Here is a 16,941-nt window from a genome sequence, read left to right as displayed (position 1 = left end):
CCGGACATTCCTGACGGAGTGTCCGGGCTCCCGTAGCGCTGGGCGCGTGCTACTGGGTGCGGTTCTCGCCGCGGTAGTACTCGAAGACCCAGCCCCACAGGCCCACCAGGATCAGCGGGGCCGAGAAGTACATCAGCCACCAGCCGATCGCGATGCTCAGGAAGGCGAGCGCGCCACCGACGCCGAGGGCGAGCGGCTGCCAGCTGTGCGGGCTGAAGAAGCCGACCTCGCCGGCGTCGTCCGCCACGTCGGCCTCAAGGTTGTCCTGGGCGCCCGTGTCGACCCGCCGGGCCGTGAAGGCCAGGTAGTAGCCGATCATGATGCTCAGGCCGAAGGCCAGGAAGAGCGCGGTGGTACCGGCCGGCTCCTTGGACCACAGACCATAGGTGATGGCCACGGCGAGCAGGAAGACCGCCAGCCAGATGAACATCTTGCCCTGGATCTTCACTTGCCGGCCTCCTTGCCACCGGAGACGGCCTTGGTACCGGCACCCGCGTGCTCGAGCTGCTCGAGCGCGGCGATCTCGGGGTGGTGCAGGTCGAAGGCGGGGGATTCACTGCGGATCCGCGGCAGGGTGAGGAAGTTGTGCCGCGGCGGCGGGCAGGACGTGGCCCATTCGAGCGAACGGCCGTAGCCCCACGGGTCGTCGACGCCGACCGGCTTGCCGTACTTGGCCGTCTTCCACACGTTGTAGAGGAACGGCAGGATCGACAGGCCGAGCAGGAACGAGGAGATCGTCGAGACCGTGTTCAGGGCGGTGAAGCCGTCAGCCGCGAGGTAGTCCGCGTAACGACGCGGCATGCCCTCGGCACCCAGCCAGTGCTGCACCAGGAAGGTGCCGTGGAAGCCGATGAACAGCGTCCAGAACGTGATCTTGCCGAGCCGCTCGTCGAGCATCTTGCCCGTCATCTTCGGCCACCAGAAGTGGAAGCCGGCGAACATCGCGAAGACGACGGTGCCGAACACCACGTAGTGGAAGTGCGCCACCACGAAGTAGGAGTCCGAGATGTGGAAGTCCATCGGCGGCGAGGCCAGGATGACACCGGTCAGACCACCGAAGGTGAAGGTGATCAGGAAGCCGGTGGCCCAGAGCATCGGTGTCTCGAAGGACAGCGAGCCCTTCCACATCGTTCCGATCCAGTTGAAGAACTTCACGCCGGTGGGTACGGCGATGAGGAACGTCATGAACGAGAAGAACGGAAGCAGCACGCCGCCGGTGACGTACATGTGGTGCGCCCACACGGTCACGGAGAGACCGGCGATGGCGATGGTGGCGCCGACGAGACCCATGTAGCCGAACATCGGCTTACGGCTGAAGACCGGGATGACTTCGGAGATGATGCCGAAGAACGGTAGCGCGATGATGTACACCTCTGGATGGCCGAAGAACCAGAAGAGGTGTTGCCATAGCAAGGCGCCGCCGTTGGTCGCGTCGAAGACGTGAGCACCGAACTTGCGGTCCGCCTCCAGGGCGAACAGCGCGGCCGCGAGGACCGGGAAGGCCAGCAGCACGAGCACACCGGTCAGCAGCACGTTCCACACGAAGATCGGCATGCGGAACATGGTCATGCCGGGTGCGCGCATGCAGATGATCGTGGTGATGAAGTTGACCGAGCCGAGGATCGTGCCGAAGCCGGAGAAGGCCAGACCCATGATCCACATGTCGGCGCCGATGCCCGGGGAGCGGACCGCGTCCGACAGCGGGCTGTAGGCGAACCAGCCGAAGTCGGCCGCGCCCTGCGGGGTGAGGAAGCCGCCGACCGCGATCGTCGAACCGAACAGGTAGAGCCAGTAGGCGAACATGTTCAGCCGCGGGAACGCCACGTCGGGCGCGCCGATCTGCAGCGGCATGATCCAGTTCGCGAAACCGGCGAACAGCGGCGTCGCGAACATCAGCAGCATGATCGTGCCGTGCATCGTGAACGCCTGGTTGAACTGCTCGTTCGACATGATCTGCAGGCCCGGACGGGCCAGCTCGGCGCGCATGAGCAGGGCCATGACGCCGCCGATGAGGAAGAACGCGAACGACGTGACCAGATACAGCGTGCCGATCGTCTTGTGGTCGGTGGTGGTCAACCACTTGACGACGACGTTGCCGGGTCGCCTGCGCCGTACCGGCAGCTCGTTCTCGTACGAGTCCTCAGCTGCGGCGGCACCCTGGGGTTCGTTGAGGATGCTCACAGGTTGTTCGTCTCCCGGTTCTTCTCGTGGCTCGTCTGCGCGATGCCGGCGGGAATGTAACCGGTCTGCCCCTTCTTGGCGAGGTCCTTGAGGTGCTGCTCGTAGCGGTCGGGCGAGACCACCTTCACGTTGAACAGCATCCGGGAGTGGTCGACGCCGCAGAGCTCGGCGCACTTGCCCCGGAAGGTGCCCTCCTGGTTGGGGGTCACCTGGAAGGCGTTGGTGTGGCCCGGGATGACGTCCTGCTTCATCAGGAACGGCAGCACCCAGAAGGAGTGGATGACGTCGCGCGAAGTGAGGATGAAGCGGACCGTCTTGCCCTTCGGCAGCCAGAGCGTCGGACCGGGGTTGCCCGTCTGCGGGTTGCGCGTGGCGGGCGTGCCGAAGTCGTAGACACCGCCGGCGTTCGCCGGGAAGTCGTTCTTGTACCGGTTCGGAATCGCGTCCAGGTTCGCATCGGTCTTCGCGTCACCCGTCACCCCGGAGACCGGAGTGACGTAGTTGAAGCCCCAGCTCCACTGGTAGCCGACCACGTTGACGGTGACGTCCGGCTTCTTGGAGAGGTCGAGGAGCTTCGACTCGTCGCGGGCCGTGAAGTAGAAGAGCACCGAGACGATGATGAGCGGCACGACCGTGTACAGCGCCTCGATCGGCATGTTGTACCGGGTCTGCGGAGGAACCTCGACCTTGGTGCGGCTGCGCCTGTGGAACATGGCGCTCCACAGGATCAGGCCCCACACCAGCACGCCGACGGCGAGCGCGGCAGCCCAGGAGCCCTGCCACAGGGAGAGGATCCGCGGAGCCTCTTCCGTGGTCGGGGTGGGCATACCAAGGCGGGGGAAGTCCTTGTATGTGCAACCGGTTGCGGTCGCCAGGACCAGGCCCGCGGTCAGTGCCTGCAGCAGCTTCCGCCGCATCGGGCGCCGCGGCGAGCGGTCGGAGCCGTTGGGACTCACGTAGCGCCTTCCCGAGAGTCTCGCCCGCGCGGTTGGCTGCGGCCTTCTCGCTGGTCGGTCGCCGTCCTGCGTCGGGCAGGGTTTGATGTTTATGCGGACCAAACCCTACTGGACGCTATTTGGGGCTGCGCGGGGAGGGTGCCCAACGCGCCGCCGGTCACCCCGAAGGGGTGGAATGACCGCTTCTGGCCACCATCTGACGGGGGCTCGAAGGCGGCTCCCCGGAGACCGGGATCCTTCGCCGAGCCGCGTGCTTCGCAAGAGTTAGCGTTGCGGTGTGTCCTACTTCGACGCCGCCTCCGCCGCTCCCCTCCACCCCATCGCCCGCCAGGCGCTGCAGGCCTCGCTGGACGAGGGGTGGGCCGATCCCGCCCGGCTGTACCGCGAGGGGCGGCGGGCCCGGCTCCTGCTGGACGCCGCGCGCGAGGCGGCCGCCGAGGCGGTGGGGTGCCGCCCGGACGAGCTGGTGTTCACCACGTCCGGCACACGGGCGGTGCACTCCGGCGTCGAGGGAGCGCTGGCGGGTCGCCGCCGGACCGGACGCCACCTGATCGTGTCATCGGTCGAACACTCCTCGGTCCTCCATGCGGCGGAGGTGTTCGAGGCGGACGGCGGCACGGTGACCCGGGTGCCGGTCTCCCGTGCGGGAGCGGTCACCCCCGAGGCGTACGCGGCGGCGCTGCGCTCAGACACCGCGCTGGCCTGCCTGCAGTCGGCCAACCACGAGGTGGGCACGGTGCAGCCGGTCGCCGAGGTGGCCGCCGTGTGCCGTGCGGCCGGCGTGCCGTTGCTGGTGGACGCGGCGCAGTCGCTGGCCTGGGGGCCGGTCGAGGGCGACTGGTCGATCCTCACGGCCAGCGCCCACAAGTGGGGCGGGCCGTCAGGTGTGGGGCTGCTGGTCGTGCGCAAGGGAGTGCGGTTCGCGCCTCAAGGGCCGCTGGACGAGCGGGAGTCGGGACGGGCCCCGGGGTTCGAGAACATCCCGGCCGTCGTGGCGGCCGCGGCGTCGCTGCGGGCGGTGCGGGCGGAGGCGGCCGGAGAGTCGGCACGGCTGCGGGAACTGACGGAGCGGATCCGGGCGCGGGTGCCGGACTCGGTCCCCGATGTGGAGGTGGTGGGCGACCCGCACCGCCGACTGCCCGGGATCGTCACCTTCTCCTGTCTCTATGTCGACGGGGAGACATTGCTGCACGCACTGGACCATGAGGGTTTCTCGGTCTCGTCCGGGTCGTCCTGCACGAGCAGCACGCTGACGCCGAGCCATGTGCTCAAGGCGATGGGCGTGCTGAGCGAGGGCAATGTCCGCGTCTCCCTGCCGACCGGTACGCCGGCGGAGGAAGTCGACCGGTTCCTTTCTGTGCTGCCCGGTGCGGTGGCGGCGGTGCGCGAAAAGCTCGGCGCACCGTCCCCGCGGACTCTTACGCGCGAGGACGCCCTGGTCGTGGACACCCTGGGCAAACGCTGCCCCATCCCCGTGATCGAGCTGGCGAAGGTCATCGGGGACGTGCCGGTGGGCGGGACGGTGCGGGTCCTGTCGGACGACGAGGCGGCGCGCCTGGACATCCCGGCGTGGTGCGAGATGCGGGAGCAGGAGTACGTCGGGGAGGAGCCGGCAGAGCGGGGCTCCGCCTATGTGGTCCGCCGGCTCTCCTAGACCTGCGCCCGGGGCGCCGCCCGCCCGCGGTCAGCCCAGGTGCTTCTGGACCTGTGCCGCCGCCTCGTCGCCGTACGCCTTGGTGAAGCGTTCCATGAAGTGGGCGCGGCGCAGCTGGTACTCCTGGGTGCCCAGCGTCTCGATGACCAAGGTGGCGAGCATGCAGCCGACCTGGGCCGCGCGCTCCAGCGGGACACCCCACGCCAGACCGGACAGGAATCCCGCGCGGAAGGCGTCGCCGACGCCCGTCGGGTCGACCTTGGCCATCTCCTCGGGCACGCCGACCTCGATCGGGTCCGCACCGGAACGCTCGATGCGCACGCCCCGCGAGCCGAGCGTGGTCACCCGGTGGCCGACCCGGCCCAGGATCTCGGTCTCGGTCCAGCCGGTCTTGGTCTCGATGAGCCCCTTCTCGTACTCGTTGGAGAAGAGGAAGGTCGCCCCGTCCAGCAGTATCCGGATCTCGTCACCGCTCATGCGCGCGATCTGCTGCGAGAAGTCGGCGGCGAACGGGATGGACCGGGTGCGGCACTCCTCCGTGTGGCGGAGCATCGCCTCCGGGTCGTCGGCACCGATCAGCACCAGGTCGAGCCCGTCCACACGGTCGGCGACCGTCTTGAGCTCGATCAGCCGGGCCTCGCTCATGGCGCCGGTGTAGAAGGAGCCGATCTGGTTGTGGTCGGCGTCGGTGGTGCACACGAAGCGGGCGGTGTGCTGGGTCTCGGAGATGCGTACGGAGTCCGTGTCCACCCCGTGCCGATCCAGCCACGCCCGGTAGTCGTCGAAGTCCGAGCCGGCCGCGCCGACCAGGATCGGCTGGGTGCCGAGCTGCCCCATGCCGAAGGCGATGTTCGCGCCCACCCCACCACGGCGAACGTCGAGACGGTCCACCAGGAAGGAGAGGGAGACCGTGTGCAGCTGATCCGCGACGAGCTGGTCGGCGAAGCGGCCGGGGAAGGTCATGAGGTGGTCGGTGGCGATGGAGCCGGTGACTGCGATACGCACGGCGAGGACACGCTCCTGTGGAGGAGGGGATTGACAGTTCACGCTACCCGGTGAGCCCCGCGCTTCGAAGCAGGCAAAACTACCCGATAGTAGATCTTTCTCGGCGACCCCGGACGTGCTTACGGTTCCGTCATGACGAAGCTCGAGGTTCCCGGCACCGCCCTGATCGATCCGGATACGGATCTGGCGTCACTGCGCGGCGACTGCGCCCGGATGGTTCCGCACTGGGCCGCACCCGCGAAGTCCACCCCGCCGCACGTCTCCCCGTCCTCGATCCACGGGGTCAGCGTGCCGCCCGCCTCGGCCCGCCTCCTGGACGCGATGTCCGACTACGGGGACTGACCGGGGTGCCTCGGACACGGCGCGCCGGACGAGCGTCGGCGCGCTCCCGGGAACCGTGCGCTCCCCCGCTGCGTCCCATTGCCGCCCCCCGTCCGGGGGAGGCGGTGTGCGACCTTCCTGTGGCGTTCCACGGCACGGCGGGGTCTCCTGGGACAGCAGCGCAGCCGAAGGAGCGATGCGGTGAACACCGAGCGACCCGACGACGCGAGTGACGGTACCGAAGTCACCGGGGGCACCGACGGGACCGTGCCGCGCCGGCGGCGCTCCCCGGCGGTCGTCGCCTCGGTCGTTGCCGCCGTCCTGCTCGTCGGGGGCGGCGGGGCCTACCTCGCGGCCACCGCGTCCGGCGGCACCGGCGGCTCCGCTTCGCCGGGCGGGGACGGCACTCCCCCGGCGCTGGCTCTCGACGGGTTCAGCGAGGGCGGCGGCACATCCGGGATCGCGGTGGGCGAGCCCAATCCGTACGGCACGACCTACACCGCCCGGGGCGAACTGCCCGACGGCCCGGAGCCGGCGCCCGTGTACTGGGCGAAGGGCGCGGTGACGCGGGCCGAGGTGGCCCGGCTCGCCGGGGCACTGGATCTGAGCGGCACACCGAAGCTGGTCGCGGGGGCCTGGACGGTCGGCGCCGCGAAGGACGGTTCAGGACCGCTCCTGCGGGTGGCCGGGCAGGCGCCCGGGACCTGGACGTTCAGCCGGTACGCGGCCGGGTCCGACAACCTCTGCAAGAGCGTCACGACGTGCTCGTCCCGCCAGGACATCCCCGGACCGGTGAGCGAGGCCGCCGCGAAGCAGGCCGCCGCGCCGGTGCTGAAGGCACTGGGCCAGGAGGACGCCCGCCTGGACGCGCACCAGCTCATGGGATCGGTCCGCGTGGTGAACGCCGATCCGAAGGTCGGCGGACTGCCCACGTACGGCTGGTCGACCGGCATCCGGGTCGCCGCCGACGGCCAGGTGACGGGCGGTAGCGGCAACCTCTCGGCACCGGTGAAGGGTGCCGACTACCCGGTCGTCGGCGCGAAGAAGACCCTGGACCTGATGAACGGCGCGCCCACGTCGTACGGCCGCAAGGGCATCGGCGGCTGCGCCAGCCCGGTGCCGCTCAAGGACCGGGACGAGGCGCCCTGCAAGGCGCCCACCGGGATGCCGGAGCGAAGCTCGGCGACCGTGCGGGACGCGGTGTTCGGGCTGGCCGCGCACTCCATGGCCGGAAAGCCGGTGCTGGTGCCGTCGTGGCTGTTCACGGTGCGTCCGGCCGGGACCGGGGACGACTTCACAGTGACCCGTGCGGCGGTCGACCCGCGGTATCTGAGCGCACCGCAGCCGCCGGGGCAGCCGCGCGAGACGCCGAGCCCCCGGCCGAGCGCACCGGGGGACGAGCCGACGTCGGCGCCCGCGACGCGTGATGTGAAGGTGATGGGCTACACCGCCGAGGGCCAGGACCTCACCATCACCTACGAGGGCGGGGTCTGCGGCGACTACGCGGCGTCGGTGAGCGAGAGTTCCGGCAAGGTGACCGTGACGGTGACCGAGACGCCCTGGCAGGGCAAGGTCTGCATCATGATCGCCAAGATCTACCACGACACGCTGCGCCTGAAGGCGCCGCTCGGGGACCGCGAGGTGGTGGGCTCGGACGGCAGGCCGATCCCGAAGGAGACGGCGAGCACGCTGCCGCACGCGTCCGTGGGCGGGGCTGGGCCGAACGGGTCGCGCTAGGACGGCCCCGGCCCACCGGCACGCGAAGGCGGCGCCCCCGTCGAGGGGGACGCCGCCTTCCTACGCGTACTGAAGCCCGGTCGAGACTCAGCTGAAGGAGTCACCGCAGGCGCAGGAGCCCGTCGCGTTCGGGTTGTCGATCGTGAAGCCCTGCTTCTCGATGGTGTCGACGAAGTCGATGGTGGCACCGCCCAGGTACGGAGCGCTCATGCGGTCGGTGACGACCTTGACCCCACCGAAGCCCTTCTCCACGTCGCCGTCGAGGGAACGCTCGTCGAAGAAGAGCTGGTAGCGCAGGCCGGAGCAGCCGCCGGGCTGGACTGCGACGCGCAGCGCCAGATCGTCACGGCCTTCCTGGTCGAGCAGGGCCTTGACCTTGGCCGCGGCGGCGTCGGTCAGGATGATGCCGTCGGTGACGGTGGTGGTCTCGTCCTGTACGGACATCTACATCTCTCCCGGGTTGTACGGAGACTGCTTGCCGACGAGTGCAACCGGCGTGGCCGCGGATTCATTCCGGGCCGAGCGCGTTTCTTGCGCTCCCTCCTTCATGCTCGCATACGCGGCGGAACACGCACAGCGGCCTGTGGACAAGGTGGGGGACACCGACATGTCGCCCGGTGCACGACTGGCGGACCACCGGGCTTCCCCTTCCGTAGGGTCGACCGGTACATGCCGGGATTCACGTCACATCGACGCTATCGGCATCGTCAAACTGACGTGAACCGGTTATGATAGATAGTGTCAATTCGACGAAAAGGCATGTCCCGCCGGCCCCCGGGCCGGCGAGCCGCAGAACAGAAAGGGTGCGTGACGTGACCACCGCCCAGACCCAGGAGCTCGACGTCCAGCCGACGCCTCTCGCCCTCCTGTTGCTCGGCCGCGAGGCCGACCCGAGGAGCGAGCGGGGCGTCGAGTGCCCCGGTGACCTGCCGTCGCCGTCCGACCCGGACCTGGTGGAGCGCGCCCGCGCGGCCAAGGAGAAGCTCGGGGACAAGGTCTTCGTGCTCGGCCACCACTACCAGCGCGACGAGGTCATCCAGTTCGCCGACGTCACGGGCGACTCCTTCAAGCTGGCGCGAGACGCCGCGGCCCGCCCGGAGGCGGAGTACATCGTCTTCTGCGGTGTGCACTTCATGGCCGAGTCGGCGGACATCCTCACGTCCGACGACCAGAAGGTGGTGCTGCCGGACCTGGCCGCCGGATGCTCCATGGCGGACATGGCGACGGCCGAGCAGGTCGCCGAGTGCTGGGACGTGCTGACCGAGGCGGGCATCGCCGAGCAGGTCGTGCCGGTCTCGTACATGAACTCCTCCGCCGACATCAAGGCGTTCACGGGCAAGCACGGCGGCACCATCTGCACGTCGTCGAACGCCAAGCGGGCCCTGGAGTGGGCGTTCCAGCGGGGAGAGAAGGTCCTTTTCCTGCCGGACCAGCACCTGGGCCGCAACACCGCGGTGCGGGACATGGGGATGTCGCTGGACGACTGCGTCGTCTACAACCCGCACAAGCCGAACGGCGGGCTCACCGCCGAGGAACTGCGCGCCGCGAAGATGATCCTGTGGCGCGGTCACTGCTCGGTGCACGGCCGCTTCAGCCTCGACTCGGTCAACGACGTACGGGAGCGGATCCCCGGCGTGAACGTGCTGGTCCACCCCGAGTGCAAGCACGAGGTCGTCGCCGCCGCGGACTACGTCGGTTCGACGGAGTACATCATCAAGGCGCTCGAGGCGGCGCCGGCCGGCTCCAAGTGGGCCATCGGTACGGAGCTGAACCTCGTTCGGCGGCTGGCCAACCGTTTCGCGCCGGAGGACAAGGAGATCGTCTTCCTCGACAAGACGGTGTGCTTCTGCTCGACGATGAACCGCATCGACCTGCCGCACCTGGTGTGGACGCTCGAGTCGCTGGCCGAGGGCAACCTGGTCAACCGCATCGAGGTGGACAAGGAGACCGAGGCCTTCGCCAAGCTGGCGCTCGAGCGGATGCTGGCCCTGCCGTAGCGCTTGCCGCTGGGTTGTGGCGGGGTTCTGCGCCGTAGCGCTTGCCGCTGAGTTGTGACGGGGTTCTGCGCAGTTCCCCGCGCCCCCATCGGGGTGCGTCTACGGCTGCGGGTGCGTCGTGGGGTTCTGCGCAGTTCCCCGCGCCCCTATCCGGGTGCGTCTACGGCTGCGGGTCCGTCGTGGGTTTTGCGCCGTTCCCCGCGCCCCCATCCGGGTGCGTCGACGTCTGCGGGTCCGTCGTGGGGTTTGCGCAGTTCCCCGCGCCCCCATCCGGGTGCGTCGACGTCTGCGGGTCCGTCGTGGGGTTTGCGCAGTTCCCCGCGCCCCCATCCGGGTGCGTCTGCGGCTGCGGGTCCGTCGTGGGGTTTGCGCAGTTCCCCGCGCCCCTGTGGGGGTGCGGGCTCTTGCGGTGGTCCGTGAATGGTGAGGCCCGGCCCGCATTGATGTGCGGGCCGGGCCTCTGTCATACCCGGGTGGCTACACCCCCGCGGGCTCCGGCTCCTCGGACTCCGCCGGCTCGACGACGGTCCCCGCCTTCTTCGCCCGCTTCGCCGCCTTCTTCTTGGCGCGGCGCTCCTTGCGGAGCTCCAGCATCGCGTAGAGGGTCGGGACCAGCAGGAGGGTCAGCAGGGTCGAGCTGATCAGACCGCCGATCACCACCACCGCGAGCGGCTGGGCGATGAAGCCGCCCTCGCCCGTGACGCCCAGGGCCATCGGCAGCAGCGCGAAGATGGTGGCCATGGCCGTCATCAGGATCGGGCGCAGACGGTGGCGCCCACCCTCGACCACGGCCTCCACAACGCCGTACCCCTGCCTGCGGTACTGGTTGATGAGGTCGATCAGCACGATCGCGTTCGTCACCACGATGCCGATCAGCATCAGCATGCCGATCATCGCCGGGACACCCATCGGGGTGCCCGTGGCGATCAGCAGACCGATCGCGCCGGTCCCCGCGAACGGGATGGAGACCAGCAGGATCAGCGGCTGGGCCAGGCTGCGGAACGTCGCGACCAGCAGCATGAACACGATCGCCACCGCGGCCAGCATCGCCAGGCCCAGGTTCTTGAACGCGTCGCTCTGGTCGGACGAGACACCGCCGATCTCCGCCGTCGCGCCCGCGGGCAGCTTCAGGGCCTTGATCTTCGACTGGAGGTCCGCGCTCACCGCGCCCGTGTTCTCACCGGTCGGGCGCGCCGTGATGGTCGCGGCCCGCTGACCGTCGATACGGGTCATGGACACCGGACCGTCCACGAGTTCCACCGTCGCGATGTCGCTCAGCTTCACCGCGCCCAGCCGGAGGTTCTTCAGCTGGTCCAGGGTCTGCGCCGGCTTCGCCGCCCTGATGACGACGTCCCGTTCGGTGTCGTCCAGGACCGCCTTGCCGGCGGTGGTGCCCTTGACCGCCTCGGCGACGGCCGCACCGAGCGTCTGGTCGTTGAAACCGGCCGCGGCCGCACGGGAGTTGGCCTTGACCGAGATACGCGGCACGCTCTGCGCCAGGTCGCTCGAGACGTCGGTGACGTCCTTGAGCTTCGCCACCTCCGCGCGGACCTGCTCGGACGCCTTGCGCAGCACGTCCCCTTCGGGCGCCTTCACGACCACGCTCAGGTCCTGGCTGCCGAAGCCGTCGCCCGCCGAGACGGTGGTCGTACCGATCCCGGACAGCCGTGCCAGCCCGTCCTCGATACCGCTCTGGACGTCCGCGTACTTCGCCGAGCCGTCCAGCATGACCGTGTACGAGGCCTGGTTGGTGTCGGTGCCGCCACCGAACGCCGCCATGAAGCCCGACGAGCCGATCGTGACCTGGTAGTCCTTGACGCCCTTGACCCCGGCGATCATCTTCTCGACCTTCTTGGCCTGCTCGTCCGTGGCCGCGAGGCTCGTGCCCGGCTTCAACTTCTGCTTGACCGTGAGGACTTCCTGCTCGCCCTGGTCGAAGAAGTTCGTTTTCAGCAGGGGCGCCATGCCGAAGCTCCCGACCAGCACGACCACCGCGATCGCCACGCTGGTGATGCGGCGGCGGGTCGCGAAACGCAGCACCGGCACGTAGAAGCGCTGCAGCCGGCTCTTCGCCTCCTTCTCCTCCGCCACGCGGCGTGCCTCGGCGGCGTCCTCGGCCCCGATCTTCGGGGCACGCAGGAACCAGTACGACAGCACCGGAACGACCGTCAGCGACACCAGGAGCGAGGCCAGCAGGGCCGCCGTCACGGTGAGGGAGAACGGGCCGAACAGCTCGCCCACCATCCCGCCGACCAGGCCGATGGGCAGGAAGACCGCCACCGTCGTCAGCGTGGACGAGGTGACCGCTCCGGACACCTCGCGGACCGCGGTGAGGATGGCCGACCGACGCTCCTCCCCGTAGCCGAGGTGCCGCTTGATGTTCTCCAGGACCACGATCGAGTCGTCGACGACACGGCCGATGGCGATGGTCAGCGCGCCGAGCGTGAGCACGTTCAGCGACACGTCGCGCGTCCACAGAACGATCAGGGCCAGGACCACCGACAGCGGGATCGAGACCGCCGTGACGAGGGTCGAGCGGACCGACGTCAGGAAGACGAGGATCACCAGGACCGCGAAGAGCAGACCCAGCGCGCCCTCGGTCGTCAGACCGTGGATGGACTTGGAGACCGCCGGGCCCTGGTCACTGACCACGGTGATCGCGGCGCCGGAACCGAGCTGCTTGCGCAGGTCCGGCAGCTTGTCCTTGACCGCGTCGGAGATGGCTACCGCGCTGCCGTCGTGGTCCATGGTGACGGCCACGGCGAGGCTCGGCTTGCCGTCCGTGCGGGTGATGGAGTCGGCGGTGGCCTCCTGCTGCTCGACCGTGGCCACGTCACCGAGGCGCACGGGCTTCTGGCCGGGAGCGCCCGCGACCATCAGGTCCTCGATCTGCTGGAGCGAGGTGAAGCCTCCGCCGACCTGGACCGTGCGGTTGCTGCCGTTCTCGTCGAAGGAGCCCGCGGGGACCGTGGCTCCGCCCGCCTGCAGGGCCTGGCCGAGCGTGGCCGCGGTCAGCCCGGCCCGGGCGAGCTTCGCGTCGTCGGGCGTGACGGTGACCTGGAGGTCCCGTACGCCGTTGACGGTCACCTGGCCGACGCCGGAGATGTCCTTCAGAGCGGGTACGACCGTCTTGTCGAGCTGGTCGGACAGGGCCTGCTGGTCCTTGTCCGAGGTGACGGCCAGGACGACGGCGGGGATGTCGTCCGTCGAACCGGCGATGACCTGCGGGTCGACCGAGTCCGGGAGCTGGACCCGGGCCCGGTTCACGGCCTGCTGGACATCGGCGACGAGCTGCTTGGTGTCGTTGCCGTAGTCGAAGGACGCCATGAGGACGGCGTTGCCCTCGCTCGCCGTGGAGGTGACGCCCTTGATGCCGTCGACGGCCTTGAGATTGTTCTCGATCGGCTCGACGACCTGCTTTTCGACCACGTCGGGGGACGCCCCCTGGTACGGCGCCAGGACGGACACGACGGGAAGGTTGATGGTGGGCAGGAGTTGCTGTTTGAGCTGCGGGATCGCGATCGCCCCGAAGACGAGCGCGACGATGGACATCAGCGCTATCAGGGCCCGTTGCGCGAGGCTGAATCGTGACAGCCAGGACATGGGTCGGCGGTCTCTCTCTGTGGCTGAGCGGAAGGACGGGCGCAGAGGAGCGCCCACCTCCTACACCCTGCACCATCGGACGATGTGCTTCCGTCGCCCTCAGGTCCATTTCCTTACGGCGCGCCTACTGCGACCGCAGTACGGCCGGAAGAGCGGCACTCCACCCGTGGACGCACCGGGCCCCGCGGCCCGCTCACTCCGACCTCGGACGCACCAGCCCCGACTCGTAGGCGATGACCACCAGTTGTGCCCGGTCGCGCGCACCCAGCTTGGCCATGGCCCGGTTGACGTGTGTCTTGACCGTCAGCGGGCTGACCTCGAGGCGTTCGGCGATCTCGTCGTTGGAGTGGCCGCCCGCCACCTGGACGAGCACCTCTCGCTCGCGCCCGGTGAGCGTGTCCAGCCGGTCCGAGCGGGCCGCGTCGCGTCCGTCGTCGCCGTCGCCCTGGGCGAGGAAGCGGGCGATGAGCCCCTTGGTGGCGGCGGGCGACAGCAGCGCCTCGCCGCCGTTCGCGATCCGGATGGCGTTCAGCAGTTCCTCGGGCTCGGAGCCCTTGCCGAGGAATCCGGACGCCCCGGCGCGCAGCGACTGCACGACGTAGTCGTCGACCTCGAAGGTCGTCAGGATGACCACGCGGACGTCGGCGAGGGCGGGATCGGCGCTGATCAGGCGGGTGGCGGCCAGACCGTCCGTGCCGGGCATCCGGATGTCCATCAAAACCACGTCTGCGCGCCGCTCCTTGGCCAGCCGGACGGCCTCGGCGCCGTCGGACGCCTCGCCCACCACCTCCATGTCCGGCTCCGAGTCGACCAGCACGCGAAAGGCGCTGCGCAGCAGCGCCTGGTCGTCGGCGAGCAGGACACGGATGGTCATACGGACCCTCCCTGGACGGTGGTCATGCGCTCTCCCCTGCCGCGGTCGTCACCTGGTTCCTGACCGGCAGCATCGCATGGACCCGGAAGCCCCCTCCGTAGCGGGGACCGGCGGTGAGGGCGCCGCCGAGCGCGGTGACACGCTCGCGCATACCGAGCAGCCCGTGCCCGCCGTGGCCGTCGTCGGGTGCGGCGTCCTCGCCGGTGCCGTCGTCGAGGACCGTGATCTCCATGTTCTGTCCCACGCGGACGACGCTGACTTCGGCCTTCGCCTCGTGGCCCGCGTGCTTCTGCACATTGGTGAGGGCCTCTTGGATGACGCGGTAGGCGGCCAGGTCGACGGCGGCGGGCAGAGCGGCGCCGTGGTCGGCGCGGGCGACCTCGACGGGGAGGCCCGCGTGGCGGAAGGTGTCGGCGAGATCCTCGAGACGGGCGAGGCCGGGGGCGGGCTCGGTCGGGGCCTCGGGGTCGCCCGACTGTCTGAGCAGCCCCACGGTGGCCCGCAGTTCGTTGAGCGCCGAGCGGCTGGCCTCGCGGACGTGGGCGAGGGCCTCCCGTGCCTGGTCGGGCCGTTTGTCCATGACGTGAGCGGCGACCCCGGCCTGCACATTGACCAGGGCGATGTGGTGGGCGACGACGTCGTGCAGGTCGCGGGCGATGCGCAGCCGCTCCTCGGCGACCCGGCGCCGGGCCTCCTCCTCACGGGTCCGCTCGGCCCGCTCGGCGCGCTCCCTGATGGCGTGCACGAAGGCGCGACGGCTGCGTACGGCGTCGCCGGCGGCCGCGGCCATGCCCGTCCAGGCGAAGAGGCCGAGGTTCTCCTGGGCGTACCAGGGCAGCGGGCCGGCGTGCATGGCGGCGCCCGTCAGCACGGTCATGGTGAGCAGGCCGACACGCCAGGTGGTGGGGCGGTCGGTGGTGGAGGCGACGGTGTAGAGGGCCACCACGGCGGACATGGCGACGGGGGCGCGGGGGTCGGCGGTGACGAGTTCCACGAGGGAGAGGGCGGCCGTCGCGGCGAGGACCGCCATGGGGTTGCGGCGGCGCAGCACCAGGGCCCCCGCGGAGAGCACCATGAGCGTGAGGCTGAGGGCGGCCGGGGTGTGGGCGGACCAGGTGGGCCCGGTCTCGCCGTGGGGGTCCACGAAGGAACCGGCCACCATGCAGACAAGAACGCCGAGGGCGAGGAGGGCGTCCACGGCGAGCGGATGGGCGCGGAGGCCGTCCCAGGTGCGTTCCAGGGTGCTCACCTCAGCAAAGGTACGGGGCGGAACGGGCGCCGTGCGGTGGCCGGAACGGGGCCCGGGCCGGGCTTGGCCTCCGGGGCCGCCGCCCCGGGCGCCGCTTCGGCCTGAACGGCCTCGTCCTCAAGCGCCGGCCGGCCGAGTCGCCTCAGCCGGCCGGTGCCACGCACAGGACCCGGGGGCACGCTTGCCCGGGCTGCCGCCCCGGGCCCCCGCTTCGGCCCGAACGGCCTCGTCCGCTTGCTCAGCCCGGGATCAGGCCGTCCTCGTTCAGCATCTTGCAGACCTCTGCGAGGCTCGCGTCCGGTGACGGCAGGATCAGTTCCGACGGTTCCAGGGAGTCGTCAGGAAGCGGGGTGCCAAGACGGCGGACCTCGTCCAGGAGGGCGTGCAGAGTGCGGCGGAAGCCCTGTTCGTCGCCGCTCTCCATCTCCCGGAGCAGTTCGTCGTCCAGCTTGTTGAGCTCGGTGAAGTGGTTGTCGTCCAGCTTCACCTGCCCCTCCCCCATGATCCGTACGATCATGTCGCCCTCCTCAGGCGTGGGACCGGTGGTAGCGGGTCACTGCTTGTCGAAGCGCGGGGTGTCCTGCGGCTGGGACTGGTTCTGGCCCTGTCCCGTGCCGCCCTCGATGGCCTGCTGCTGCGAGGAGCCGCCGGCCAGCTCCGCCTTCATGCGCTGCAGTTCCAGCTCCACGTCCGTACCGCCGGAGAGCCGGTCCAGTTCCGCCTGGATGTCGTCCTTGGCCATGCCGGAGGGGTCGTCCAGGGCACCGGAGGCCAGGAGCTCGTCGATCGCGCCGGCGCGGGCCTGGAGCTGCGCGGTCTTGTCCTCGGCCCGCTGGATGGCCAGACCGACGTCGCCCATCTCCTCGGAGATGCCGGAGAAGGCCTCGCCGATGCGGGTCTGGGCCTGGGCGGCCGTATACGTGGCCTTGATGGTCTCCTTCTTCGTGCGGAAGGCGTCCACCTTGGCCTGGAGGCGCTGGGCCGCGAGCGTGAGCTTCTCCTCCTCGCCCTGCAGGGTCTGGTGCTGGCTCTCCAGATCCGTCACCTGCTGCTGGAGCGCGGCGCGCCGGGACAGGGCCTCGCGGGCCAGGTCCTCGCGGCCGAGGGCGAGCGCCTTGCGCCCCTGGTCCTCGAGCTTGGTGGACTGACTCTGCAGCTGGTTGAGCTGCAGCTCCAGGCGCTTGCGGCTGGTCGCCACGTCCGCGACACCGCGCCGCACCTTCTGCAGCAGCTCCAGCTGCTTCTGGTACGAGTAATCGAGGGTCTCGCGCGGGTCCTCGGCCCGGTCAAGGGCCTTGTTCGCCTTCGCGCGGAAGATCATCCCCATACGCTTCATGACACCGCTCATGGGCTTCGCGCGCCCC

The 16,941-nt window shown here is 69.9% G+C and carries 14 protein-coding genes; 4 read left to right on the top strand and 10 right to left on the bottom strand.

Translation table 11 applies throughout. The features are described from left to right. Positions 1 to 49: 49 nt before the first annotated feature. From ABZ904_RS05795 to coxB, 3 genes are read right to left on the bottom strand one after another with little or no spacing between them, the layout of a single operon-like run. Positions 50 to 448, bottom strand: a complete 399-nt coding sequence (locus ABZ904_RS05795; RefSeq protein WP_359388978.1) for a cytochrome c oxidase subunit 4 — start codon at positions 446 to 448, stop codon at positions 50 to 52. Next, entirely contained in the window at positions 445 to 2,181 is a 1,737-nt protein-coding gene (ctaD, locus tag ABZ904_RS05790; protein WP_359388974.1) for a cytochrome c oxidase subunit I, read from the bottom strand. Before ctaD ends, ABZ904_RS05795 begins: the two co-directional genes overlap by 4 nt. Further along, positions 2,178 to 3,137 (bottom strand): cytochrome c oxidase subunit II, encoded by a 960-nt coding sequence (coxB, locus tag ABZ904_RS05785; RefSeq protein ID WP_359388971.1) that lies wholly within the window; start codon positions 3,135 to 3,137, stop codon positions 2,178 to 2,180. Before coxB ends, ctaD begins: the two co-directional genes overlap by 4 nt. 277 nt (positions 3,138 to 3,414) lie before the next feature. Here coxB and ABZ904_RS05780 point away from each other — a divergent pair, with 277 nt between their 5' ends. After that, positions 3,415 to 4,791, top strand: coding sequence for an aminotransferase class V-fold PLP-dependent enzyme (locus ABZ904_RS05780; protein ID WP_359388968.1), 1,377 nt, complete (start codon positions 3,415 to 3,417; stop codon positions 4,789 to 4,791). 30 nt (positions 4,792 to 4,821) lie between these two features. Here ABZ904_RS05780 and ABZ904_RS05775 read toward each other — a convergent pair whose 3' ends face one another. Then, entirely contained in the window at positions 4,822 to 5,796 is a 975-nt protein-coding gene (locus ABZ904_RS05775; protein ID WP_359388965.1) for a carbohydrate kinase family protein, read from the bottom strand. Between the two features lie 132 nt (positions 5,797 to 5,928). Between ABZ904_RS05775 and ABZ904_RS05770 the strand changes: the two genes are divergently transcribed. Further along, positions 5,929 to 6,138 carry a hypothetical protein gene (locus ABZ904_RS05770; protein ID WP_359388962.1) on the top strand — a complete coding sequence of 70 codons (210 nt, stop codon included), beginning with the start codon at positions 5,929 to 5,931 and terminating at the stop codon, positions 6,136 to 6,138. Between the two features lie 180 nt (positions 6,139 to 6,318). Then, positions 6,319 to 7,854 carry a hypothetical protein gene (locus ABZ904_RS05765; RefSeq protein ID WP_361821379.1) on the top strand — a complete coding sequence of 512 codons (1,536 nt, stop codon included), beginning with the start codon at positions 6,319 to 6,321 and terminating at the stop codon, positions 7,852 to 7,854. A gap of 87 nt (positions 7,855 to 7,941) precedes the next feature. On the opposite strand, the gene ABZ904_RS05760 is transcribed toward ABZ904_RS05765, so the two are convergent. Next, positions 7,942 to 8,298: an iron-sulfur cluster assembly accessory protein gene (locus ABZ904_RS05760; protein ID WP_359388956.1), complete on the bottom strand. Its 357-nt coding sequence runs from the start codon at positions 8,296 to 8,298 to the stop codon at positions 7,942 to 7,944. Positions 8,299 to 8,666: 368 nt separating this feature from the next. Between ABZ904_RS05760 and nadA the strand changes: the two genes are divergently transcribed. After that, complete coding sequence (nadA, locus tag ABZ904_RS05755; RefSeq protein WP_361821375.1) at positions 8,667 to 9,851, top strand: quinolinate synthase NadA; 1,185 nt, start codon at positions 8,667 to 8,669, stop codon at positions 9,849 to 9,851. A gap of 477 nt (positions 9,852 to 10,328) precedes the next feature. Here the strand turns inward: nadA and ABZ904_RS05750 are convergent, their stop codons facing one another. The 5 genes from ABZ904_RS05750 to ABZ904_RS05730 form a co-directional block, all read right to left on the bottom strand. Continuing rightward, positions 10,329 to 13,454 carry an efflux RND transporter permease subunit gene (locus ABZ904_RS05750; protein ID WP_361821373.1) on the bottom strand — a complete coding sequence of 1,042 codons (3,126 nt, stop codon included), beginning with the start codon at positions 13,452 to 13,454 and terminating at the stop codon, positions 10,329 to 10,331. A 193-nt stretch (positions 13,455 to 13,647) separates the two neighbouring features. Continuing rightward, positions 13,648 to 14,328, bottom strand: coding sequence for a response regulator transcription factor (locus ABZ904_RS05745; protein WP_359388948.1), 681 nt, complete (start codon positions 14,326 to 14,328; stop codon positions 13,648 to 13,650). A gap of 22 nt (positions 14,329 to 14,350) precedes the next feature. After that, complete coding sequence (locus tag ABZ904_RS05740; protein ID WP_360989093.1) at positions 14,351 to 15,577, bottom strand: histidine kinase; 1,227 nt, start codon at positions 15,575 to 15,577, stop codon at positions 14,351 to 14,353. 238 nt (positions 15,578 to 15,815) lie between these two features. Then, complete coding sequence (locus ABZ904_RS05735; RefSeq protein WP_361821369.1) at positions 15,816 to 16,094, bottom strand: hypothetical protein; 279 nt, start codon at positions 16,092 to 16,094, stop codon at positions 15,816 to 15,818. 36 nt (positions 16,095 to 16,130) lie between these two features. Continuing rightward, complete coding sequence (locus tag ABZ904_RS05730) at positions 16,131 to 16,925, bottom strand: PspA/IM30 family protein (protein ID WP_359388939.1); 795 nt, start codon at positions 16,923 to 16,925, stop codon at positions 16,131 to 16,133. Positions 16,926 to 16,941 lie beyond the last annotated feature (16 nt).

This window comes from Streptomyces sp. NPDC046900 (assembly GCF_040644975.1).
Lineage (GTDB): Bacteria > Actinomycetota > Actinomycetes > Streptomycetales > Streptomycetaceae > Streptomyces.
This window is presented reverse-complemented; position numbering and strand designations above follow the sequence as displayed.

Excerpts from the sequence above, each read along its gene's own strand:
- ABZ904_RS05770 (WP_359388962.1), top strand. The coding sequence starts at position 5,929 with ATGACGAAGCTCGAGGTTCCCGGCACCGCCCTGATCGATCCGGATACG.
- ABZ904_RS05760 (WP_359388956.1), bottom strand. The coding sequence starts at position 8,298 with ATGTCCGTACAGGACGAGACCACCACCGTCACCGACGGCATCATCCTG.
- ABZ904_RS05750 (WP_361821373.1), bottom strand. The coding sequence starts at position 13,454 with ATGTCCTGGCTGTCACGATTCAGCCTCGCGCAACGGGCCCTGATAGCG.
- ABZ904_RS05745 (WP_359388948.1), bottom strand. The coding sequence starts at position 14,328 with ATGACCATCCGTGTCCTGCTCGCCGACGACCAGGCGCTGCTGCGCAGC.
- ABZ904_RS05735 (WP_361821369.1), bottom strand. The coding sequence starts at position 16,094 with ATGATCGTACGGATCATGGGGGAGGGGCAGGTGAAGCTGGACGACAAC.
- ABZ904_RS05730 (WP_359388939.1), bottom strand. The coding sequence starts at position 16,925 with ATGAGCGGTGTCATGAAGCGTATGGGGATGATCTTCCGCGCGAAGGCG.